The following is a 22276-nucleotide window of genomic DNA, read 5'->3' on the forward strand; positions in this document are numbered from 1 at the left end:
GCGCTTTAAATAATAATATTTGATAATTATAAACTTATAACTAAAATAAATTTATGAATGAGACGACCCTAAAACAATGGCGGCTGTTCCTGGCGGTGGCGGAAACCGGATCGGTGGCGGCGGCGGCGGAGCGGGTCGCGCTGACCCAGCCGGCGGTGAGTCAGGGCCTGGCGCAGTTGGAGCGGCGGCTGGAAGCGCGGCTGTTCGACCGTGTTGGCCGTGGGCTGGTTCTCAACGACCGGGGGAGGGCGTTGATTCCGGAAGCGCGCGCCCTGCTGGCCCAGCTGTCCCGTTGCGAGAGGTTGTTCCAGTCGCCACCGCTGGAGGTGACGCTGGCGGCCACCCACACTCTGGGTAACTACTATCTGCCGTCGCTGCTGTCGACATTCCGGCAACGTCACCCCCGGGCGAGGGTGGGTATGGATGTGGTCAATACGCGTCAGGCGGTGGCGTTGCTGCTGGAATTGAAAGTGGATCTGGCACTGGTGGAGGGGCCGGTGTCCCACCCTTTGCTGCGAGTGCGGCACTGGCGCGACGACGTGCTGCTGCGGGTGGCGGCGCCGCCGGTGGCGGCGGCGCTGCATGCGGACGCCTCGCGTTGGCCCTGGGTGATGCGCGAACCGGGATCGGGCACCCGGGCGGTGATTGAGAGCAACCTGGGGGCGGCGTTTCCACGGCGGGAGCGGATATTGGAACTGGGGGCCGGTGAGGCGGTGCGCCAGGCGTTGATGGCGGGGGCCGGTGTCGGGTATGTCAGCGAGGCCAGTGTCAGCGCGGCGCTGGCCGACGGCCGGCTGTGCGCGGTGACCGGGCCGCGTCAGCGTTTGGTGCGCCCGCTGTACTGGGTGCGACACGCCCGGCATGAGCCGGGCGCGGGGGAAACGGCCCTGGGGGCCGTGCTACGGGAAGCGGTGCCGTGATCAGCGCGCTTTGCCCATGCTTTCCTTCATTTCCTGATCGATCCAGATGCGTGAATAGATGGCGTTGGGTTTGACCGCTCCGATACGTTGCTCGCCGTAGTAGTTCTTCACCCACGGCCACCAGGCGGAGTAGCCCATTTCGGTCGGCAACCAGACGTGCGGCACCGCCTCCTCGATGATGAAATCATTCAGTTCCTTCAGCATCACGTTGCGTTTGCCGGCGTCTGGTTCCTGGATGGCGGCGTCGATCTTCTGATCGAATTCCTCATTGCTGTACCAGGAGGCGTTCCAGGTCTGGTCGGTGCGGAAGCTCTTGCGCAGGACCTGGATCGGGTTGCCCGAGCCGTTGTTCATCAGATAACCCCCAGCCTGGGTTTTGCCACGCATGTTGGAGCGGAAGGCGCCGTATTCCATGGTCTTGATGTTCATCTTCACGCCGACCTGCTGATAGTAGGCCTGCAGCATGGGGGCCACATCCATGTGGTAGGGGCTGCAGGAGCAAACCTGCAGATCGAAGCTGAAGCCCTTCGGATAGCCGGCTTCGGCCAGCAGTTTTTTCGCTTTTTCCGGATCGTATTCGAACAACGCCTTGGCGTCGTCGGAGAGTTGGTCCAGCGGGGTGTAGAACTCGGTCCAGCGCTGTGCGAACGGGTAGTTGAGCAACTCCCCCTCACCGTTGAGCAGGGAAGCCAGAATGGCTTTCTGATCCACCGCGATATTCATGGCGCGGCGCACGCGCACATCGTTGAAAGGCTTCTGATCGGTGCGCAGAGCGATATAGGTACCGTTGGTGGACAGGTTCTTGCGGAATTGAAGATCCGGCGCGGTTTTCTTCAACTGATCCACCAACTGCCAGCGGATCGCCTCCATGATATCGATGCGCCCGGAACTGAGCGCCGCCACCGCGCTCGCCTCGTCCTTGATGATGTGGTAAACCACTTTGTCGTTCAGCGGCAGTTGATATTCCTTGCCGTTGAGAGTCACCGAATCCCAGTAATCGCCGTTCTTCGCGTACACCTGCTGGCGTCCGGTCTCGATTTTTTCGATGCGGTAGGGGCCGGTGCCGGCGGCGTTGCGCCAGTCCGCGCGTTTCTCTTCGCTGAGGTTCTGCCATTCCGGTGGTGAGATGCCGTCGTAGTATCCCCAGGCTATCCGGTACGGCCAGTTGCCGTGGAACTGGTTGAAATAGGCCACCACGGTGTGGTCGTCCGGTGCTTCCCAGCGCTCGATGAAGTCCCAGAAAGTGGGGATGGCGCGCGGGCTGTTGCCGCGGCTCTGGAACGAGGTGATGACGTCGTTGGCCACCAGTTCCCGCTTTTTCATCACGCCGGGTACTTCTTGCCACTGGACGCCCTTGCGCAGGTGGAAGATCACCCGCATGGGATCTTCCTTCACCTCCCAGCTTTCCGCCAGGCTGCCTTCCAGCTGGCTGTAGGGAATATAGGCCTGTTCGATAAAGGTGTTTTCATTTTTGCCACGCGGACCGTATTGCAGATCACCACGCAACAGGGATTCCAGCTGCAGGTTGTCGTGGTTGCCTTTCCAGGTCCAGTTCTGCAAATCCCAGGTAGTGGCGTCCAGGGTACGATACATGGTGGAGATATTCACGGTACCGCCGAGCTGGGGTGTGGCTTCCTCGGCGGCCTGGAGAGCACCGGCGGCGCCGAGCGTGGCCAGAACCAGAGTGGTTCGAAGAGTGCGCAGAGTCATGCGATGTTCCTCGCTTGTTCTTGGTATGAAGGTTCGGGGTGAGTCATTTCCGTGGCCCGGGACGGGTCGTGCAGGTGGCAGGCGACGCTGTGGCCGTCTTCCACATCGATGGGCCTTGGCGCTTCACGACGGCACAGCTCGGTGGCATGGGGGCAGCGCGGGTGAAACGGGCAGCCCGGAGGCGGGTCGATGGGGCTGGGGACCTCGCCGTCGACCGAAGGATTGAAACGGGCCTGGATCTCCGGATCCGGATCGGCGATGGGAATGGCGCCCAGCAGCGCCCGGGTATAAGGATGGCGTGGTGCCTGATACAGCCGCTCCCGGTCCGCCACTTCCACCACCCGGCCCAGATACATCACCACGATGCGGTGGCACAGATGGCGCACCACCGCCAAATCATGAGCGACGAACAAGTAGGTCAGGCCGAGATCCCGTTGCAGGTCTTCCAGCAGATTGATGACCTGGGCCTGGATCGACACGTCCAGCGCGGACACCGGCTCGTCACAGATGATCAGTGACGGCTCCGCCGCCAGTGCCCGGGCGATGCCGATGCGCTGCCGCTGGCCGCCGGAAAATTCGTGGGGATAGCGGTCGGCCATCTCCGCCTTGAGGCCGACCCGGTCGAGCAGATCCATGACCCGTGCCCGGTATTCCGTCCGGGTGCGGGTCAGCCGGTGTACGCGAAGCGGTTCGCCGATGATATCCAGTACCCGCATGCGAGGGTTGAGCGCCCCGAACGGGTCCTGATACACCATCTGCATCTTGCGCCGCAGCCGCTTCGTGGTGGCCGCGTCCGGGTGGCTGATGTCCTCGCCGTCAAAGACAATGCGCCCTTCCGTGAGCGGGGTCATGCGCAGTACCGCCAGACCGGTGGTGGATTTACCGCAACCGGACTCGCCCACCAGGCCCAGGGTTTCGCCGTGATGCACGGTGAAATCGACACCGTCCACCGCCTTGACCATGGCGGCGGGTTTGCCGAACAGACCCGGGCGCAATGGAAAGTGTACTTTCAGGCCGCTGACCTGGAGCAAGGGGGCGGTGACGTCGGTATGAGAATCAGTGTGTGTCATCGAGATTCACCCAGCAGGCTTTCCAATGTTCTTCATCGAGCCGCTCCAGCGGGGGACGTTCCTGCTTGCAACGGGGCTGGGCGAAGCGACAACGGGGATGGAACGGGCATCCGGACGGCGGATCGGACAGATCCGGCGGCGAGCCGGGAATGGGGGTCAGGCGATTGCCAATGGCGTCGTCGAGTCGCGGCATGGATGCCATCAGGCCCACGGTGTAAGGGTGTCGTGGCCGGTGAAAAATATCGTGGGCGGTGCCGCGTTCGACAATCCGGCCGGCGTACATGACGTTGATGCGATCGGCGTAGCGGGCCACCACGCCCAGGTCGTGGGTAATCAGCATCATCGACGACTGATTGGCGCGGGTGATATCGCGCAGCAGCTCCAGAATCTGCGCCTGCACCGTGACATCCAGGGCCGTGGTGGGCTCGTCGGCGATGATCAGCCGGGGCAGGCAGGCCAGCCCCATGGCGATCATGACCCTTTGCCGCATACCGCCGGACAATTCATGGGGGTAGGCGTCCAGGCGCTTCTCCGGGTCGCCGATACGTACCTGGCGCAGCAGCTCAAGGCACCGTTCACGCACTTTTCCCTTGGGTACGCTGCCGTGAACACGCAGCGGTTCCGCCAACTGCCGGCCGATGCGCAAACTGGGATTCAGCGAGGTCATCGGCTCCTGGAAAATCATCGAGATGTCGCGGCCCCGGATTTGGCGGATGGCGTCGTCGGACAGATCCAACAGATCCTGACCGTCAAACAGCACCTGGCCGCCGATGATCTGCCCGGGCGGGCTGGGGATCAAACGCAGCAGCGACATGGCGGTGATGCTTTTGCCGGAGCCGCTTTCGCCAACAATGGCCAGCACTTCGCCGCGGCGCACATCGAAGCTGACATCGTTGACCGCGTGAACCAGACCGTCGTCCTTCTCGAACACAGTGCGCAGATTCTCCACCCGCAGCAGCGTGGGGGCGGGCTCGTTGCGCGGCGCGGCTTCGGCCGTTGCCATCGAAGTCTCTGTGAACATGGTCCTCTCCCTTCTCTTCGGTCAACTGCCGATGGTGCGTTTGACGCGAGCCAGGTAGCGACCACCGCCGCCGCGCATTCTCGGGTCGAGCAGGTCACGCAGGGCGTCGCCGAACATGTTGATGCCGAACACCGCCACGGTCAGCGCGATACCGGGCGCGATCGCCAGCCACGGTGCCTGGAACATATAGCTGCGCCCGTCCAGGCTGAGCATGCCGCCCCAACTGGGCTCCGGTGGCGGAATGCCGAGACCGAGAAAACTGAGTCCGGATTCGGCCAGAATCACCGCCGCCAGACGCGTGGTGTAAAGCACGATAAGCGGCGCCATGACGTTGGGCAGAATATGCTTGAGCAGAATACGGGTACTGGAAGCGCCCATGGATTGCGCGGCGTGAACATAGACGTTCTGTTTGGCACTGAGGACCGCGCCGCGAACGATGCGCGAGCCGGAGATGCCGAACAGCAAACCCAGAATAAGAATCACCTGCCAGGTGCCCGGGCCCAGAACGGCCACCGCCACGATCAGCAGAATCAAATCGGGAAAGCACATCCAGCCGTCCACCAGGCGCTGGATGATCATGTCCAGACGGCCGCCGAAATAGCCGCTGAGAATTCCCAGCAGCGCGGAGATGACAATCGACAGGGTAGTGGCGGCGAAGGCCACGATCACCGACAACTGGGCGCCGTGCACGATGCGCGCGAAGACGTCGCGGCCCAACTGGTCGGTACCCAGCCAGTGTTCCGCCGAAGGGGCCTTCAACCGTTCGATCGGGTTGATGGCGTTGAACCCTTCGGGGGCGATGACGTCGGCGAACAGGCCGGTCAGCAACAGCACCAGGCAAATCATCGCGCCGAGCGCGCCAAGCGGGCGTTCCTTGCACAGGCGCCGAGGGAAATGCAGTGCTTTGGGGCGGGTACGGCGGCGTGGCGGCGTGGCCGGGGCGGCGGCCGCGGGGGGCTGTATGGACAGGCTCATGGCGGTCTCCGTCAGCGGTCGTAACGAACTTTGGGATCAAGGTAGCCGTAACACAGATCAACCAGCAGATTGACCAGCATTACCACCACGCCGGTGACCAGAAAAACGCCGGTGATGATCGGGTAATCGCGGGTGCTGACCGCTTCCAGCAACAGTTGCCCGAGCCCCGGCAGGCGGAATATCTGTTCGATGATGACGGTGCCGCCGAACAGGATTGGCACCAGGATGCCGACCAGGGTGATCACCGGGATCATCGCGTTCTTGACCGCGTGCATCAGTACCACCCGGCGCTCGCGCAGCCCCTTGGCCCAGGCGGTGCGGATGTAATCCTGACGCAGCACTTCCAGCATCATGGTACGGGTCATGCGCATGATCACCGCTGATAGCGAGGTGCCCAGAATCAGGGACGGCAACAGAAAAGTCTTGAGGTTTTCCACGGGATTTTCAAAAAACGGCACCAGTTCGTTGGGAGGGGACCAGCCCCACCACAAAGCGGGAAGAATCACCACCAGAGTACCGAGCCAGAAGTTCGGCATGGCCAGGGCCAGGATCGAAAAGGTGCGGCCGATATGATCGCCCAGGGTCTCCTGCCGGACCGCGGCGAAGATGCCGATGGGCAGCCCGATCAGCAATGCGATCAGCAGAGCCAGGATGCCCAGTTCCAGGGTGACGTCCAGGCGCGCGGCGATTTCCCCGGTAACCGGGGTGTTGCGCCATAACGATTCGCCCAGATCACCCCGCAGGGCGTTGCCGGCCCAATGCAAATATTGCTGGTAGAGCGGTTTGTCCAGGCCCAGAGCCTGCTCCAACTGGGCCCGGTCTTCGGGGGCGCCGGAAGAGTACACGTTCTCACTGAGCATCAGGTCGAGAACATCACCGGGAACAAGGCGGACCACGGTGAACGCAATGACACTGGCGATGAACAGGGTGGGAATCAGCGCCAGCAGGCGCCGTAATACATAAAAACCCATGTTGACTACCTGTTTCCCGAGCCTGACCCCGGCGATGCTCCGCTCTTGTAGGGGCCCTGTTGTTGTCGATAGTTGTTGTGAAAAACTGTTTTGGAGCGCTGTTATCGCTCTATCCCGGCTGGGGACAGCCCGACGGCCAGGCAAAAATAAACGTCAGGACATTAAAATGATGCCTGATCTATCGAATAATGAACTTCAATTTCACTTTATCCCGCGTCTTTTTCGGGTGTCAAGGCGCGCTATGACTGGGGATGAGGGGCGAAGGCGTTAATCGGGTTTGGGGCCTTGTGGTATGTGGTAACTTGCTGTTATAGAAAGGTATTCCGCTTATTTTTCGGAGGCAGTGGACGAAAGGACAGTGTAAAAAAAGGAACGGCTGGTGGTCCAGATGCTTGATTGTCCGAGGTTATGGTTAAGTTAAAACTGAGTGTTCACGACAAAGAAGTTAATAAGAGGGCATTATTTTCTTTGGTCCGTTACCAAAAGGATCAAACGGTAGGGAAAAAGAGTAACAGGGCCGCCGGACTGGCGGCCCTGTGCTGCCTGTATCAGGTTTCCACCCGGTGGCTGATCAGGGTATCGCGGTTGCGGCGAGCCCAGTGTTGGTAACGACGTTTGAGATCCTCTTCGTCAGGCATCGGTTCGCCGACCCAGCGGCAGCGCTGTTCCACCGCTCGGCGGAAGGCACCGTAGCCGCCATAACGGCGCATGGAAAACCACTTCTTGCGCCCCCGGTTGGCGGTGACCGAAAAGTTGCCTCCCAGGGGTTTGTCGCGAAAGGTGGCGGTGATGCCCACCAAGCCGAAAGGATTACGGGTTTCGGACATACGATCCAATTCGTCGGTACTGCACAGGATCAGCGGACGGTGCTTGCCCATGGCGGCGCGGACCTCCGGCCGCTGGATTTGCCGGTCGCGCCAGAGCCTGGCCTGGTAGAGCGCCGCCTCGGTGCTGCCAAACTTGCTGTCGCGGAAGGTACAGCGTTTCTGGCGGCGCCTTGCCCGCTTGTCAACGTAAGGGATCGCACACCACCAGAAATCATCTTCTCGGCTGCGATAGACGTATAGAAAAGGGTGGATTTTTGGGTTGGTTACCGTGGAAATATTCATTCCCCGCCTCCGTCTTCCATGTGTGCTTTTTGGATCCGTGATAATGGACGTTGGCGGCGTCGCCGGGGCAGGTGCGACGCCTTGTCGGCTTGCCCCAAATGCTGCCGACGAATCTATCTTTGCTCTGATGTGCGTTAAACGCAAACCTGTTTTTTAAAAAAATGCGCAATGAATAAAAAAGGGGACAGGTAAGTGTTTTTTGAGTGGAAAAAACGGGCGTCGGCGGGCTCTTTCTCGCGCACTCACAGTGGGCGGAAAAGACGGAAAAAGTAGCGGTTATCGGCGTTCGCCGATGTTGGAAAAAAAGGGAACGAAAAACCCGTGTATAAGAAAAGTAAGAAAAACAAAAAAGAAAGAAGAGCGCCGACCCTGTTTATGCAGGGTCGGCGCGGGGGGTTACATCATTTGCCGCAGCACATAGTGGAGAATGCCACCGTTCTTGTAGTAGTTCACCTCGGCGCCGGTATCCAGACGGCTGATTGCCTTGACGCTTTGCTCCTTTCCGTCGCCTTTGCGGAAGATCACCTCGATTTCCTGCCCTGGTTTAAGATCGTTGCTCAGGCCGGGAATATCCACTTCCTCGCTGCCATCCAGGTTGAGTGTCTTGCGGTCCACACCCTCCGGGAATTGCAGCGGCAACACGCCCATGCCGATCAGGTTTGATCGGTGGATGCGCTCGAAGCTTTCGGCGATCACCGCCCGGACTCCGAGAAGACGGGTGCCTTTCGCCGCCCAGTCGCGGCTGGAGCCGGTGCCGTACTCCTTGCCGGCCACCACCACGCTGGGAACGCCTTCCTTGCGGTAGCGCATGGCGGCGCCGTAAATCGGCATTTCCTCGCCACCGGGCATGTGCCTGGTGTAGCCGCCCTCGATGTCCGGGGTCATCTCGTTACGAATACGGATGTTGGCGAACGTGCCGCGCATCATTACTTCATGGTTGCCGCGCCGGGAGCCATAGGAGTTGAAATTGATCGGCTCCACGCCGTGGCCCTGCAGGTAGTGCCCCGCCGGGCTGTCCGCCTTGATCGCCCCGGCCGGGGAGATGTGGTCGGTGGTGATGGAATCGCCAAGCAAGGCCAGGACGCGGGCGTTCTTGACCGGCTGCACGTCTTCCACCTCGGGGGTGAGACCCTCGAAGAAAGGCGGATTCTGGATGTACGTGGATTTGCTGTTCCACTCATAGGTTTTGGAATCCGGTATCGGCAGGCTTTTCCAGGTCTCGTCGCCATCGAACACGCTGGCGTATTCACGGGTGAACATGTCGTTGTTGACCATCACCATTGCGTCCTGAATTTCCTTGCTGCTGGGCCAGATATCCTTCAGATAGACCGGCTTGCCGTCGTTGTCGCGGCCCAGTGGATCCTTGTCCAGATCGATCCGCACGGTGCCGGCCAGGGCATAGGCGACCACCAGCGGCGGCGATGCCAGCCAGTTGGTGCGTACGCTTTGGTGGACCCGGCCTTCGAAGTTGCGGTTGCCGGAAAGCACGGACGCCACCACCAGGTCACCTTCGGCAATGCCGCGGTCGATCTCTTCCGGCAACGGGCCGGAGTTACCGATGCAGGTGGTACAGCCGTAGCCCACCAGATCGAAGCCCAGCTCGTTCAACGGGTCCTGCAGGCCGGTTTTGCTCAGATAATCGGTGACCACCTTGGAGCCCGGCGCCAGCGAGGTTTTTACCCAGGGCTTGCGCATCAGGCCTCTTTCCACCGCCTTCTTCGCCACCAGGCCGGCGGCGAGCATGACGCTGGGGTTGGAGGTATTGGTGCACGAGGTGATCGCGGCGATCACCACGGCGCCGTGATCCAGATGAAAGCGCTCGCCGTTGAGCTCCACTTCCACGCCGCTGCAGGGCTCGTGATTGCCCACCGCGGTTTGTCCGCCTTCGCCCTCCAATTTGCTGATTTCGGTGTCGTCGAGCTTCAGTTCCTTGGTGAGCAGATCAACAAAGGTGCGTTTCACGGCGGTCATCGGCACCCGGTCCTGGGGCCGCTTCGGGCCGGCCAGGCTGGGGACCACATCGTCCAGGTCCAGTTCCAGGGTGTCGGTGAAGACCGGATCGGGATCGGCGCTGGAGCGCCACAGGCCCTGAGCCTTGCAGTAGGCTTCCACCAGATCCACCACCTCTTGGGGACGGCCGGTGAGCCGTAGATATTCGGTGGTCCGTTCGTCGATGGGGAAGAAGCCGCAGGTGGCGCCGTATTCCGGTGCCATGTTGCCGATGGTGGCGCGGTCCGCCAGGCTCAGGTCGGCCAGGCCATCGCCGAAGAACTCGACGAACTTGCCCACCACGCCGCGCCGGCGGAGCATTTCGGTGACGGTCAGCACCAGGTCGGTGGCGGTGACGCCCTCACGCAGCTTGCCGGTGATTTTGAAACCGATTACCTCCGGGATCAGCATCGCCACCGGCTGGCCGAGCATGGCCGCTTCCGCTTCGATGCCACCGACGCCCCAGCCCAGTACCCCCAGGCCGTTGATCATGGTGGTGTGAGAGTCAGTGCCCACCAACGTGTCCGGGTAGGCATAGGTTTTGCCGTCGTCGCTGTCGCCGGACCAGACGCCGCGGGCCAGATACTCCAGGTTGACCTGGTGACAGATCCCGGTGCCCGGCGGCACCACGCGGAAATTGTCGAAGGCCTTCTGGCCCCAACGAAGGAACTGATACCGCTCGCGGTTGCGTTCGTACTCGATCTCCACGTTTTCCGAGAACGCCTGGGGATTGCCGAACTTGTCCACCATTACCGAGTGGTCGATGACCAGATCCACCGGCGCCAGCGGGTTGATGCGATTCGGATCGCCGCCAGCCTTGCTGATAGCGTCGCGCATGGCGGCCAGATCCACCACTCCGGGCACACCGGTGAAGTCCTGCATCAGTACCCGGGCGGGGCGGTAGTTGATTTCGCGATCGGAAGTGCGTTTCTCCGGCCACCGCACCAGAGCTTCGATATCGTCCACGGTGACGGTGTCGCCATCTTCATGGCGCAGCAGGTTTTCCAATAGAACTCTCAGGGAAAAGGGCAGTTTGCTGAGGTCACCCCATCCTTTGTCGGCGACGGTATTGAGATCGAAGTAATGATAGGTCCGATCGCCGACGTTCAGCGGCTTGGCGCTGTTCAGGGTGTCCTGGCCAATCCTCGTCACTGCGCACCTCCTTTCATGCAAGTTGTGGGGTTGGGGTCCTTTGATACTACGCCCATATGGCCGGTACATGAACCAGCCTCGCGGCAGCAGGAATCTATCGATGCTATGGGGAGGATTGATGCATGTCCGGTGGGTAATAACGCACACCAGTTCGACCGGCAAAGTAAGGGCGCTGATGAGTGGTTGAGGGCAGCGGGCAGCGGTTTGGTCGTTGCTGCCCGGTTGCAGGTTGGTGCCTGACGATCAGTCGATGCTGTGGCCAAGCAGAGAGGAAACCTCGCGCGAAGCGTGGAGTAGCTGGTCCACGTGGTCGGCCAAGGGCTTTAGCGGAAGATAATGGATGGAACCGACGAGGGCCAAGGTGCCAAACAGGCTGCCGTCAGCCTGGAACAACGGAGCAGCCAGAGCATTGACGCCGGTAAACAGCTCTTCCGGGGCATCGGCCCAGCCGCGTCGGCGCACCAGATCGATTTCCGAACGTAATCGGTCCGGATCAACGATAGTGCGCGCGGTATTGGCGGGTAACGGGTCGGCAAGCAATTCCTCCAGTAACCCCTTGGGACCAAATGCCAGAACGATCTTGCCTTGCGCTACGGCGTTGAAATTGAAACGCGTTCCTGGCCGCAATGCGATTTCCAGGGCGGTATGGCCGCGCAGCAAATTGAGTACCACCACCTCGCCTTCGGAGAAGGTCGCGATTACCACGGTCTGACCGGTCCGGTCGCGCAACGCTTCCATGGTCGGGCGAGCCAGAGACACGATATCGAATTGGCGGACACATTGTTGACCGAGCAGGTACAAACGCCAGCCGATCCGATACTGGTTCCCTGGGGACGTTTGAGTGACATAGCCGTGGTCGCGGAGGCCTACCAGGTGGCGGTGAACCCGGGCTTTTGGCATGCCAAGCTGTTTGGCGACCTGGGTGACTCCCATGCTCTGTTCCGCGCCGGCCAGAGCCTCGATGATTCTTAACGAAATAACACCACCGGGGAGACTCCGTTCGTTTTCGTCCCGTTGAGTGGGAGGTGCTGGCGGAGTGTCTTTAGCGTCGGTCACCGGTGATCTGATCCTGCTGTTTCTTTGAGGGGGCCGGGCCAAGACTGTCTCGGTCAGCGATCCGGCAGTTGCGATGCCCTAGTCTAGCGGTAGCGGCGCGCGGATTAAAGCGCGCCGGATCTCCTCTAGGGCAGATTTATGAAGCGCTCGGCGAACACTTGGTATGCCTGCACTTTGGGTTTGCTGGCGTCCTCCGCGTGCACGTAACGGATCGAACTGCGGCCTTTGAGCGCCCGGGGCAGCAGGAAACAGCGAATAAAAGCGGTCTCTTCAAGCTCGGAGGTGGGCGCGAGCACCGGTGCGGGCCCTTTTTCAAACCAGGCTGAGCCAGCCGGATGACTATGGATTTCACCTTCGGTCTCGATAGTGATTTCCCCTTCCAGACAGCAGCGTATCCCCGGGCCCTGATGCACATGAGTCCAGGCAGTGCCGCCCTTCGGGAAGGCCACACGATCACAACGCATCAGCCATTCATAGCCATTGGGCAGGGTCAGTCCGGTTTCCAGTTTAAGTGTCGATTCAGTCGCGGGAGCCGCGCGAAGTGGGCCAGAGTCGCCTCGGCTGAGCTCCCAGCGCCACAGGGTTACCGGACAGTCAGTCCCTGCCAGCAGCGTATGGGGATGGTCCTCTACCAGTGCTTGCCCGGTCGTCAGCCATTGGCTGCTGTGCTCGGATTCCACCATCAGCGCGCCGTCTCGAACATACAGAGACCGGGGTAGAGAAGGCAGGTGGACCGGTGCGCATCCGGCAGGCAGGACATCCTCGTAGAGGCTCAAGATCAGTGCGGTCATGGTGAGATGCTCCATGTTGGTGGCCGTGAAAAAGAACGGCGTTTTTTGAAAGAATGACAAGATTGTATCGATGAAAGATACGAGTGTCTCTTTTTTTACAAAAAAGTCTTCAAAAATCCATTTTTTTCTATATTGTATCGTTCAGAGCAACAGCTGATCCGATTTTGTCGGCTCTGAAAAACAACAAGGGCACGCGTTCGAGCTGTATCTGGTTCGGACACAGAGGAGCTATCTCATGTCACACAATGCAGAGCACACGGTGACGTCGCCTGCGGCGTCAACTCGATGGTGGAAGGGAGCCACCCGTCACCAATGGCAGACTTTCCGATCCGCGTACCTGGGCTGGATGCTCGACATCATGGACCTGATGTTGTTCGCCATGATTATTTCGGCTGTGGGTAAGGATCTCGGTTTCGACAAGGGGGCTGCCGGGATGGTCGCCTCGGCGACGCTGCTGGCCAGTGCCTTTGGGGGGCTGGTGTTTGGCTTTTTGGCCGACCGCATTGGCCGCGCCCGATCCATGGTCTTGAGTATCCTCTGCTATGCAGCGGGAACCGCGTTGTGCGGTTTGTCGTATGAATTGTGGCACCTCTTACTGTTCCGGGTGATTGTCGGCCTGGGAGTGGGGGGGGAATGGTCCGCCGGGTCGGCTCTGGTTAGTGAAACCTGGCCGGCGGAGCATCGCGGTAAAGTGCTGGGTTGGGTGCAGAGTGCTTTCGCCAGCGGGTACGCACTCGCCGCTATTGTCGCTGCCGTGGTGCTGCCGTTACTGGGGTGGCGTTGGGTCTTCGTGGTTGGCCTGCTGCCAGCCTTGTTGGCGTTCTACATTCGTCGCCATATGAGCGAACCGGAGATCTGGAAAAAGCAGACTCACCGTCTTTCTTTTGGTGAAACCCTTAGCGCTCTTTTTGGCGAGCACCTGAAGACCACTGTGTTTGGTCTGGCGCTGATGATCACAGCGATGTGTGGTTACTGGGGACTGTTTACCTGGATCCCCACCTATCTCTCCACTTCCGTGGCGGACGGTGGAGCGGGTCTGGATCTGGTTCGGTCCACTACCTGGATTGTCATCATGCAGGTGGGTGCTGCCCTGGGGTTTGTCAGTTTCGGTTACATTTCCGATGCTGTCGGAAGACGTGTGGCTTTCACGTCCTTCTTTGTCATCTCGGCGATCGCGGTACCGCTGTATGTGACGATTCAGGAGCCACTGATTCTAATGGCATTCGGTGCCGTGGTGGCCTTTTTTGGTACCGGATTTTACAGCGGTTTCGCTCCCACCTTTGCCGAACTTTACCCCACGTCCATTCGCGCAACTGCTCAAGGGCTGGTCTATAACGGCGGAAGGGCGGTTAGCGCCGTCGCGCCCGCCATCATCGGCTTCTCGGCGGATAACTTCGGTCTCGGATCGGGGCTGGTGCTGACGTCCGTCTTCTTTGGGCTGGCGGCGCTGGTGGTGCTGCTGTTCCTGCCCAAGCAGAAAGCAATGGAACTTGAGTAACTTCTTTTGGAGATCCTGGTGCCGATCGTACGTATTACTTTGGTTGAAGGTCGCGACAACACTCTGGTGGAAAACTGCATCCGGGAAGTGGCGCGTTGTGTGAGTGAACAGCTTCAGGCGCCGATCGAGACGGTGCGAGTGATGGTTGATGAACTGCCTTCTTCCCGTTTCGCTGTTGGTGATCGCTTGAAGAGTGACGTACCGACAACCTGACACTGACCTTGGAAAATTTCATGTCTGCTATCTCTCTTGACGTCGCCACGATTGATAACGCTGCGTCCCGATTGCGGGCGGCGGCAGAAGATCACCACTACCTGCCGCCGCTACGCGATAGTCTGCCGGGCCTGGATATCGACTCTGCTTACGCCATACAGCAACGCAATAACGATGCAATGTTGGAAAAAGGGCACCGTCTGGTGGGTCGAAAGATCGGTCTCACCTCCCGCGTGGTGCAACAACAGTTGGGAGTCGATCAACCGGACTTCGGCGCGTTGTTTGATGTGATGGGTTATGCCGGTGGTGAGCCGGTGCCGTGGAAGGTATTGCATCAACCCAAAGTGGAGGCGGAAGTGGCCTTCGTGTTGCGGAGTGATTTGGCGCAGGCGCACGCTTCTTTGGTGGATGTGATCAATGCCATCGACTATGCGCTGCCAGCCATTGAAGTGGTGGGCAGCCGTATCGACAAGTGGGACATCCGCATCACCGACACTATTGCCGATAACGCTTCCAGCGGGGCTTTCATACTCGGGACCACGCCGCGCCGGTTGGGCGAGCTGGATCTGGAATTGTGCGGAATGGTGATGGAGCGGCGCGGAGACCCTGTGTCGGTGGGTGCCGGCCGCGCCTGTCTGGGCAACCCTCTCAACGCGGTGTTGTGGCTGGCTCGCAAGATGGCGGCGTTGGGGCAACCATTGCGGGCTGGCGACCTGGTGCTGTCCGGCGCCCTTGGTCCAATGGTTGAGGTGGCGCCTGGTGATGTCATCAGCGCGCGTATTTCCGGTCTTGGCAGTGTCGAGGCGGTGTTCGAAAGCGAATTGGCGGAGAAGCGGTCATGAGCGAACTCAACCTGAAGCAAATCGCCGCTCGCCTGGATGATGCCGCAAGCCACGTAAGCGCCGTGGAGCAGATAGATCCTGAATACCGGATGGCCCTGTGGGATGCGTACGAAATTCAACGGTTGTCGATCGCATGCCGGATGGCGCGTGGTGAGCAGTCCGTCGGTATCAAAATGGGATTCACCAGTCGTGCCAAGATGATCCAGATGGGTGTTGATGACGTAATCTGGGGACGCCTCACTTCCTCCATGGCGATCACTGATGGTGGCGTGGTCGATCCGGCCCGCTTTATTCATCCGAGAGTGGAGCCTGAGCTGGCGTTCGTACTTAAGCGTGATTTGTATGGTGGCGAATCTCCGGCCCAGGCATTGGCCGCCGTGGATGCGGTGGCGCCGGCGCTGGAAATCATCGATTCCCGTTACCGTGATTTCAAATTTTCCCTGTCGGATGTGGTCGCCGATAACGCCTCATCCTCCGGCTTCGTGATCGGCCCCTGGGCCGATCCTCGCCAAGACTTATCCAATCTGGGCATGGTGATGAGCTTCGATGGCCAGGATCAGCAGATTGGCTCCAGCGCCGCATTACTTGGCCATCCGCTTCGAGCCCTCGCCGCTGCAGCCCGTGTTGCTGCTGAAGCCGGTGAACCACTGCGTGCTGGCGCCATCGTTATGGCCGGCGCCGCCACTCCGGCACAGTGGCTCGTCCCTGGCAGCTACGTGCAGCTGATGGTGGAACGCCTGGGGCGGGTCGGATTTCATGTGGGTGCCTGAACGCGCCCGTCTGAGGAGTATTTTATGAATCATTCCAATGCGAATCCCGCGACACCTGGTCGGGTAAAAGTGGCGATCATTGGCTCCGGTAATATTGGCACCGACCTGATGATCAAGATCCTACGCTATGGGAAGGGCCTGGAAATGGGCGCCATGGTAGGTATTGATCCGGCTTCCGATGGTCTCGCCCGTGCCGAGCGCCTGGGTGTGCCGGTCACCGCCGATGGCATTGATGGCCTGCTGAAAATGGCGGCTTTCAAGGATATCCGGATCGTCTTCGATGCCACATCCGCCGGTGCTCACGCCAAGCATCGTGAACTGCTCACGCCCCATGGCATACGCTTGGTAGACCTGACTCCGGCGGCGCTGGGTCCTTATGTGATACCGGCGATCAACCTGGATGATGAGTTGGATGCCGAAGACATCAACATGGTGACTTGCGGCGGCCAGGCCACGATTCCGATGGTGGCGGCGGTGTCCAGGGTAACCAAAGTGCACTATGGCGAGATCGTTGCTTCCATTTCCAGCAAATCCGCCGGTCCCGGTACGCGCGCTAACATCGACGAGTTCACTGAGACTACCTCCCTGGCGATCGAGAAGCTTGGAGGCGCAAAAAAAGGTAAGGCGATCATCGTTCTGAATCCGGCAGAGCCGCCGCTGATCATGCGTGATACAGTTTTCGTACTGTGCGAGGAGGCGGATCAGTCGACCATCGAGAAATCGATCGGAGAGATGGTGGCAACGGTGCAGAGTTACGTGCCTGGCTATCGTCTTAAACAAAAAGTGCAGTTCGAGCACATTTCGGCGGATCGTCCGGTTAATGTGCCGGGTTTGGGCATGAAGTCGGGATTGAAAGTTTCTGTATTCCTGGAAGTGGAGGGCGCTGCCCATTATTTGCCGGCATATGCCGGCAATCTGGACATCATGACGTCAGCCGCTTTGGCCACCGCCGAACGCCTGGCAGAAACGCGACTTGCGCCCGAGGAGGCACGCTGATGAGCAAACTGTATGTTTCCGACGTCACCTTACGGGATGGCAGCCACGCCATTCGTCATCAGTACAGCGTTGAAGACGTGCGGCGCATTGCCAGGGCTTTGGATGAGGCCAGGGTGGACTCCATAGAAGTGGCGCACGGTGACGGCTTGCAGGGGGCCAGCTTCAACTACGGCTTCGGCTCCCATAGTGACGTCGAATGGATCGAGGCGGCGGCTGATGTGGTCGAACACGCCATGATTACTACGCTGCTGTTGCCCGGTATTGGTACCATTCATGATCTTAAGGAAGCTTATGCTGCCGGTGCCCGGGGGGCGCGTATTGCCACCCACTGCACCGAAGCGGATGTGTCCAGGCAGCATATCGAAAAAGCCCGGGAAATGGGTATGGACACGGTGGGCTTCCTGATGATGAGCCACATGAACAGCCCGGAGGGGCTGGCGCAGCAGGCCAAGTTGATGGAGAGTTATGGGGCTCAGACTCTTTATGTCGTGGATTCCGGTGGTGCCATGAACATGAACGATGTGCGGGCGCGTGTGCGTGCTTGTCGGGATGTGCTTGATTCAGGCACGGTCATGGGAATTCATGCTCACCACAATTTAAGTCTGGGTGTAGCCAACTCCATTGCCGCAGTGGAAGAGGGCGCGCAACGGGTGGATGCCAGCCTGGCCGGTATGGGAGCGGGCGCCGGTAACGCGCCGCTGGAAGTGTTTATTGCCGCTGCCGAGAAAATGGGCTGGGAGCATGGTACGGATTTATACAAGTTGATGGGCGCCGCCGATGACATCGTGCGGCCGTTACAAGATCGACCTGTACAAGTGGATCGGGAGACCTTGGCGCTGGGTTACGCTGGTGTATATTCCAGCTTTCTGCGCCACGCGGAGGTGGCTGCCAAGCGCTATGGGTTGAAAACGGTGGATATTCTGGTGGAACTGGGGCGACGCAAGATGGTAGGCGGGCAGGAAGATATGATCGTCGACGTAGCCCTGGACTTGCTTAACCGCTGACTCCGGCGCGGAAATTTGCTTGCCAGTTTGGCCTCGCTCTATTGGAATACGATGAGTCCCTAGGCTGAGGAAGCAAATAATGCTGGAGTGGATAGCTTCTCCAGAGGCGTGGGTGGCCCTTGCCACCCTGACCGCCCTGGAAATCGTGCTGGGTATCGACAATATCATTTTTCTTTCCATTCTGGTTGACCGACTACCGGAACGGCAGCGTCCCAAGGCGCGTTTGATTGGCTTGTCCCTGGCAATGATCATGCGGCTGCTGCTACTGGCGTCACTGGCCTGGCTGACCAGGCTCACCGCGGATTGGTTCACGGTGCTGGGGCAGGGCATTTCCGGCCGCGATCTGGTGCTGATTCTCGGCGGTTTATTTCTGCTGGCAAAATCGGTGATGGAAATCCATCACTCCATTGATGACGCCGGCGAACAACATCAGTTTACCAAGTCCAGGGGCAGAGCTTCCTTCTTCAGTATTCTGGTGCAGATCGCGTTGCTGGATGTGGTGTTTTCGCTGGACTCCGTTATTACCGCCGTCGGCATGGCCAATCATCTGGAGGTGATGGTGATCGCGGTGGTCATCGCGGTGGGCTTCATGATGGTCTTCGCCAATGCCATCGGTAATTTCGTTACCGAACATCCAACCCTGAAGATGCTGGCGCTGTCGTTTCTGGTGCTGGTGGGGACGGCGTTGGTTGCGGACGGTCTCGATTTCCATATACCCAAGGGCTACATCTATTTCGCCATGGCGTTCAGCTTTGGTGTGGAAATGCTCAACCTGCGCATGAGCGCCCGCCGTCGCAGGGCGAGCAGTGGAGACTAGGGGCCACAAGGCACAATAGACAAGGCCTCGTTGTTGTGCACATACTCTTTGGTATATATACAGAGTAAATATTTAAAAGCCTTGCTTCGGGAGGCATGAATAACGCTTATCACAATAACAACGGAGGCTTTATGCGGAGTGCTATTTCTATTCTATTCGCTGCATTGATGATGATGGCGGGGCCGTTGCTGGCGGCGCCGGTGAAAATCGCGCTGATTGATCCGCTGACCGGCCCCATGGCCAGCACCGGCCTGCCGGTATTGGAGCATCTGCGCTTCGACGCGCGACGGCTTAACGCCGATGGCGGACTCAATGGAGATCCCATTGAAATCATCGGTCTGGATAACAAGATCAATCCCCAGGAAAGCCTGGTTCAGTTACAGAAGGCCATCGATGAGGGAGCCCGATACATTGTTCAGGGTAACGGCTCAGCGGTGGGGTCGGCTCTGATCGCGGCGGTGGATAAATACAACAGGCGTAACCCCGGAAAGGAAGTGCTTTATCTGAATCATGGCGCGGTGGAGCCAAGTTTCACCAATGATCGCTGTTCATTCTGGCACTTTCGTTTCGAAGCGCATTCCGACATGAAGATGAAAGCGCTCACCGACTGGATCGCCAGTCGGGATGACATCAAGAAGATCTACTTGATCAATCAGGACTACAGCTTTGGCCACGCGTTGGCGGAGGCCGCGCGTACCATGCTCAAGGAGAAACGTCCGGACATCGAAATTGTCGGCACTGATTTTCATCCGCTGAGCAAGGTCAAGGATTTCACCCCCTATGTTTCCAAAATCAAGGCATCCGGGGCGGACGCCATCATCACCGGTAACTGGGGGCAGGATATCACCTTGCTGGTCAAAGCAGCGGCGGAGTTTGGTCTGAATGTACCGTTCCTGACTTATTACGGCGGTAGCCCGGGGGTAGTCAGCCAGTTGGGCGAGCAGGGCGTGGACCGTATTTATGAGATCTATGGCTATTACGGTGATACCGATGACGATGCTATTGGCGAGCGTCAGAAGCAGATGTATAAAGACAAGAAATGGGATTACTTCCTGTTTTATCCGCGTATCACGGTAATGTTGGAAATGCTGCAAAAAGCGGCGAACAAGGCGGGCAGCAATGATCCGGTGGACGTGGCCCGGGCGCTGGAAGGACTGTCACTGGAGACGTCCTACGGCACCGTCACCATGCGTGGCGAGGACCATCAGCTGCAAACGCCGTTGTTCGTTTCTGTGCTGAAGGACGACATGCCCTATGGCGCCGAAGGCACGGACTTCAATTTCGCCAAACTGGATCGTATTGAACCAGAGGTGGTCACCATGCCGGCGACCGGGTGCCGCATGCGTCGGCCACAATAACGGAAGCGGAAAGAAGGTTCGTCGCGCTTTCAACGACGAACCTTTCCTGGAGAGGAGAAAGGATACCCGTATTCCCCGGTTACCCCGAAGATATCAACCCGGAGGTTGCTACAGCACCGCTGTGGGAGCTTGCTTGCAGGCAAATCTTGGGACCCGGAAGCTTATTCGCTTGCAAGCAAGCTCCCACAGCGGCTTCGTAGCCCCTTCCGTTACAGACCCGTGCTCATGATCGAAGCGCCGTTTCCCTCTAAACCGCTATGAGTCCCAAAAAAGCGGCGACCTGGGTCGCCGTCGGCTGGTTTACCTATTCAGGGCTGTAGATCCCGCAGCCGGCTCAACAGGTTCATCAAGGTCTGGTAGTCGTCCTCGCCGAGTCGCTGCTGGATCTTCTGATATTGCCGGTTCATGCCTTTGCTCATTTGCGCGAATACCTCATGTCCCTGATCGGTGAGGGTGACGCACAGGCGCCGTTGATCGGTTTCCGGTTTCCAGCGGTGTACGTGGCCGGCCTTTTCCAGGCGCACCAGCACGCCGGTAAGGCTGGGCCGGAGAATACAGGCCAGGGCGGCCAGATCACGACTTTCCAGGGTAAAGTCAGGAGCTTGTTTAAGAATACGAATGACTCGCCATTGCTGCTCGGTCAAGTTGTGTTTGTTGAGCAAAGGGCGGAAGTACGCCATCACGGCTTCGCGACCCTGCAACAGGGCCAGGGTGAGGGAGGGGGCGGCTTTGGGCATGCGGGATCGGCGTCCTTACAGTTGGAATGGGCATCAACCGATGCCCAGACACATGTATTTTACTTCCAGATAGTCCTCAATTCCGTAACGGGAGCCTTCGCGGCCCTGACCTGATTCCTTGATGCCGCCAAAGGGTGCCCGCTCGTTGGAAATAATACCTTCATTAACGCCGACCATGCCATATTCCAGCGCCTCGCTGACGCGCCAGGCGCGCCCCAGATCACGTGTATAGAGGTAAGCGGCCAGTCCAAACGGCGTGTCGTTGGCCAGGGCCAGTGCTTCCTCTTCGTCATGAAACCGGAACACTGGTGCCAGAGGTCCGAAAGTTTCTTGCTGAAACAGCAACATATCCGGTGTGGCGTTGGCCAGCACCGTGGGCTGAAAGAAAGCGCCGCCGAGCGCATGGCGCTGCCCGCCGATGAGAATGCGGGCACCTTTGCTGGCGGCATCGGCCAGGTGAATCTCCACCTTCCGCAGGGCCTGCTCGTTGATGAGCGGCCCTTGCTGCACACCTTCCTCGAAAGCCGGCCCGACCCGCAGCGCCGCCACCGCCGTGCTGAAGCGCTGGCAGAACGCATCGTAAATGCGGTCGTGGATCAAGAAGCGGTTGGTACAGACGCAAGTCTGGCCACTGTTGCGAAACTTGGATGTCAGTGCGCCTTGCACGGCGGCGTCCAAATCGGCGTCGTCGAAAACGATGAAGGGGGCGTTACCGCCCAATTCCAGGCTGACCTTTTTCATTTGTTCCGCGCATTGGGCCATCAGTAACTTACCCACGGCGGTGGAACCCGTGAATGATAATTTGCGGACCCGCTCGTCGCCGGTCAGTGCCGCGCCGATGGTGGCGGCGTCGAGTCCGGTGACCACGTTCAGGACGCCGGCGGGCAGGCCTGCCTGTTCCGCCAGTGCCGCCAGTGCCAGTGCCGACAGCGGTGTTTGCGGATCCGGTTTGAGCACCAGGGTGCAACCGGCGGCAAGCGCCGGTGCCGCCTTGCGGGTGACCATGGCATGGGGAAAGTTCCAAGGGGTGATCGCCGCCGTCACCCCACGGGTTGTTTCAGCACCACCAGACGCCGGCCGGCGCGATCATGGGGAATGATATCGCCGTACACCCGCTTGGCTTCCTCGGCGAACCACTCCAGGAAGCGGGCGCCGTGGTCGATTTCGCCGAGACTTTCCGCCAGTGGCTTGCCTTGTTCCAGGCTCAGCAGGTGAGCCAGATCCTGGCGATTTTCCATCACCAGACGAAACCATTCCTTCAGCAGCGCGGCGCGCTC

19 protein-coding genes and 1 pseudogene are annotated in these 22276 nt (G+C 59.5%); 9 read left to right on the forward strand and 11 right to left on the reverse strand.

Going from position 1 to position 22276, the window contains the following annotated elements:
- Positions 1 to 53: 53 nt before the first annotated feature.
- Complete coding sequence (locus tag A6D6_RS17560; protein WP_159661427.1) at positions 54 to 920, forward strand: LysR substrate-binding domain-containing protein; 867 nt, start codon at positions 54 to 56, stop codon at positions 918 to 920.
- Here the strand turns inward: A6D6_RS17560 and A6D6_RS17565 are convergent, their stop codons facing one another.
- From A6D6_RS17565 to A6D6_RS17605, 9 genes are all read right to left on the reverse strand, one after another.
- The gene (locus A6D6_RS17565) at positions 921 to 2630 is read right to left on the reverse strand and encodes an ABC transporter substrate-binding protein (RefSeq protein ID WP_133491324.1); all 1710 of its coding nucleotides are present in this window, start codon (positions 2628 to 2630) and stop codon (positions 921 to 923) included.
- Positions 2627 to 3700, reverse strand: a complete 1074-nt coding sequence (locus A6D6_RS17570) for an ABC transporter ATP-binding protein (protein ID WP_159661428.1) — start codon at positions 3698 to 3700, stop codon at positions 2627 to 2629. The genes A6D6_RS17565 and A6D6_RS17570 overlap by 4 nt, the downstream gene beginning before the upstream one ends.
- Complete coding sequence (locus tag A6D6_RS17575) at positions 3687 to 4721, reverse strand: ABC transporter ATP-binding protein (RefSeq protein WP_201303836.1); 1035 nt, start codon at positions 4719 to 4721, stop codon at positions 3687 to 3689. The genes A6D6_RS17570 and A6D6_RS17575 overlap by 14 nt, the downstream gene beginning before the upstream one ends.
- Positions 4722 to 4742: 21 nt before the next feature.
- Positions 4743 to 5696, reverse strand: a complete 954-nt coding sequence (locus A6D6_RS17580; RefSeq protein ID WP_159661429.1) for an ABC transporter permease — start codon at positions 5694 to 5696, stop codon at positions 4743 to 4745.
- A gap of 11 nt (positions 5697 to 5707) precedes the next feature.
- The gene (locus A6D6_RS17585) at positions 5708 to 6667 is read right to left on the reverse strand and encodes an ABC transporter permease (protein ID WP_133491322.1); all 960 of its coding nucleotides are present in this window, start codon (positions 6665 to 6667) and stop codon (positions 5708 to 5710) included.
- A 548-nt stretch (positions 6668 to 7215) separates the two neighbouring features.
- Positions 7216 to 7776 (reverse strand): hypothetical protein, encoded by a 561-nt coding sequence (locus A6D6_RS17590; RefSeq protein WP_133491321.1) that lies wholly within the window; start codon positions 7774 to 7776, stop codon positions 7216 to 7218.
- A gap of 396 nt (positions 7777 to 8172) precedes the next feature.
- A complete protein-coding gene (acnA, locus tag A6D6_RS17595) occupies positions 8173 to 10917 on the reverse strand; it encodes an aconitate hydratase AcnA (RefSeq protein ID WP_159661430.1) in 2745 nt (914 codons plus the stop codon).
- 243 nt (positions 10918 to 11160) lie between these two features.
- A complete protein-coding gene (locus tag A6D6_RS17600) occupies positions 11161 to 11973 on the reverse strand; it encodes an IclR family transcriptional regulator (RefSeq protein ID WP_159661431.1) in 813 nt (270 codons plus the stop codon).
- 125 nt (positions 11974 to 12098) lie between these two features.
- Positions 12099 to 12764: a hypothetical protein gene (locus tag A6D6_RS17605; protein ID WP_159661432.1), complete on the reverse strand. Its 666-nt coding sequence runs from the start codon at positions 12762 to 12764 to the stop codon at positions 12099 to 12101.
- A 235-nt stretch (positions 12765 to 12999) separates the two neighbouring features.
- Between A6D6_RS17605 and A6D6_RS17610 the strand changes: the two genes are divergently transcribed.
- From A6D6_RS17610 to A6D6_RS17645, 8 genes are all read left to right on the forward strand, one after another.
- Positions 13000 to 14262 carry an MFS transporter gene (locus tag A6D6_RS17610; protein WP_159661433.1) on the forward strand — a complete coding sequence of 421 codons (1263 nt, stop codon included), beginning with the start codon at positions 13000 to 13002 and terminating at the stop codon, positions 14260 to 14262.
- Positions 14263 to 14280: 18 nt separating this feature from the next.
- Positions 14281 to 14475: a tautomerase family protein gene (locus tag A6D6_RS17615; RefSeq protein ID WP_159661434.1), complete on the forward strand. Its 195-nt coding sequence runs from the start codon at positions 14281 to 14283 to the stop codon at positions 14473 to 14475.
- A gap of 20 nt (positions 14476 to 14495) precedes the next feature.
- On the forward strand, positions 14496 to 15317 hold the full coding sequence (locus A6D6_RS17620) for a 2-keto-4-pentenoate hydratase (protein WP_159661435.1): 822 nt from the start codon (positions 14496 to 14498) through the stop codon (positions 15315 to 15317).
- Positions 15314 to 16087 carry a 2-keto-4-pentenoate hydratase gene (locus A6D6_RS17625; RefSeq protein ID WP_159661436.1) on the forward strand — a complete coding sequence of 258 codons (774 nt, stop codon included), beginning with the start codon at positions 15314 to 15316 and terminating at the stop codon, positions 16085 to 16087. The genes A6D6_RS17620 and A6D6_RS17625 overlap by 4 nt, the downstream gene beginning before the upstream one ends.
- A 24-nt stretch (positions 16088 to 16111) precedes the next feature.
- On the forward strand, positions 16112 to 17083 hold the full coding sequence (locus tag A6D6_RS17630) for an acetaldehyde dehydrogenase (acetylating) (protein WP_159661437.1): 972 nt from the start codon (positions 16112 to 16114) through the stop codon (positions 17081 to 17083).
- Complete coding sequence (dmpG, locus tag A6D6_RS17635) at positions 17083 to 18087, forward strand: 4-hydroxy-2-oxovalerate aldolase (RefSeq protein ID WP_159661438.1); 1005 nt, start codon at positions 17083 to 17085, stop codon at positions 18085 to 18087. Before A6D6_RS17630 ends, dmpG begins: the two co-directional genes overlap by 1 nt.
- A 79-nt stretch (positions 18088 to 18166) precedes the next feature.
- Positions 18167 to 18904 carry a TerC family protein gene (locus A6D6_RS17640; protein WP_159661439.1) on the forward strand — a complete coding sequence of 246 codons (738 nt, stop codon included), beginning with the start codon at positions 18167 to 18169 and terminating at the stop codon, positions 18902 to 18904.
- Between the two features lie 131 nt (positions 18905 to 19035).
- Positions 19036 to 20262: a branched-chain amino acid ABC transporter substrate-binding protein gene (locus tag A6D6_RS17645; protein WP_159661440.1), complete on the forward strand. Its 1227-nt coding sequence runs from the start codon at positions 19036 to 19038 to the stop codon at positions 20260 to 20262.
- Between the two features lie 308 nt (positions 20263 to 20570).
- On the opposite strand, the gene hpaR is transcribed toward A6D6_RS17645, so the two are convergent.
- Positions 20571 to 20999, reverse strand: coding sequence for a homoprotocatechuate degradation operon regulator HpaR (gene hpaR / locus A6D6_RS17650; protein WP_133491317.1), 429 nt, complete (start codon positions 20997 to 20999; stop codon positions 20571 to 20573).
- A gap of 33 nt (positions 21000 to 21032) precedes the next feature.
- Positions 21033 to 22276, reverse strand: a pseudogene (locus A6D6_RS17655) (NAD-dependent succinate-semialdehyde dehydrogenase); the annotation flags it as partial.

It is taken from the genome of Alcanivorax xiamenensis, assembly GCF_009846745.1.
Classification (GTDB): domain Bacteria; phylum Pseudomonadota; class Gammaproteobacteria; order Pseudomonadales; family Alcanivoracaceae; genus Alloalcanivorax; species Alloalcanivorax xiamenensis.

What these genes read in the sequence shown, in the direction of transcription:
- A6D6_RS17565 (WP_133491324.1), bottom strand. Translation starts at nt 2,630, where the DNA reads ATGACTCTGCGCACTCTTCGAACCACTCTGGTTCTGGCCACGCTCGGC.
- A6D6_RS17590 (WP_133491321.1), bottom strand. Translation starts at nt 7,776, where the DNA reads ATGAATATTTCCACGGTAACCAACCCAAAAATCCACCCTTTTCTATAC.
- A6D6_RS17570 (WP_159661428.1), bottom strand. Translation starts at nt 3,700, where the DNA reads ATGACACACACTGATTCTCATACCGACGTCACCGCCCCCTTGCTCCAG.
- A6D6_RS17575 (WP_201303836.1), bottom strand. Translation starts at nt 4,721, where the DNA reads ATGTTCACAGAGACTTCGATGGCAACGGCCGAAGCCGCGCCGCGCAAC.
- dmpG (WP_159661438.1), top strand. Translation starts at nt 17,083, where the DNA reads ATGAGCAAACTGTATGTTTCCGACGTCACCTTACGGGATGGCAGCCAC.
- A6D6_RS17645 (WP_159661440.1), top strand. Translation starts at nt 19,036, where the DNA reads ATGCGGAGTGCTATTTCTATTCTATTCGCTGCATTGATGATGATGGCG.
- A6D6_RS17610 (WP_159661433.1), top strand. Translation starts at nt 13,000, where the DNA reads ATGTCACACAATGCAGAGCACACGGTGACGTCGCCTGCGGCGTCAACT.
- A6D6_RS17585 (WP_133491322.1), bottom strand. Translation starts at nt 6,667, where the DNA reads ATGGGTTTTTATGTATTACGGCGCCTGCTGGCGCTGATTCCCACCCTG.
- A6D6_RS17620 (WP_159661435.1), top strand. Translation starts at nt 14,496, where the DNA reads ATGTCTGCTATCTCTCTTGACGTCGCCACGATTGATAACGCTGCGTCC.
- A6D6_RS17630 (WP_159661437.1), top strand. Translation starts at nt 16,112, where the DNA reads ATGAATCATTCCAATGCGAATCCCGCGACACCTGGTCGGGTAAAAGTG.
- A6D6_RS17640 (WP_159661439.1), top strand. Translation starts at nt 18,167, where the DNA reads ATGCTGGAGTGGATAGCTTCTCCAGAGGCGTGGGTGGCCCTTGCCACC.
- hpaR (WP_133491317.1), bottom strand. Translation starts at nt 20,999, where the DNA reads ATGCCCAAAGCCGCCCCCTCCCTCACCCTGGCCCTGTTGCAGGGTCGC.
- A6D6_RS17580 (WP_159661429.1), bottom strand. Translation starts at nt 5,696, where the DNA reads ATGAGCCTGTCCATACAGCCCCCCGCGGCCGCCGCCCCGGCCACGCCG.
- A6D6_RS17560 (WP_159661427.1), top strand. Translation starts at nt 54, where the DNA reads ATGAATGAGACGACCCTAAAACAATGGCGGCTGTTCCTGGCGGTGGCG.
- A6D6_RS17605 (WP_159661432.1), bottom strand. Translation starts at nt 12,764, where the DNA reads ATGACCGCACTGATCTTGAGCCTCTACGAGGATGTCCTGCCTGCCGGA.
- A6D6_RS17625 (WP_159661436.1), top strand. Translation starts at nt 15,314, where the DNA reads ATGAGCGAACTCAACCTGAAGCAAATCGCCGCTCGCCTGGATGATGCC.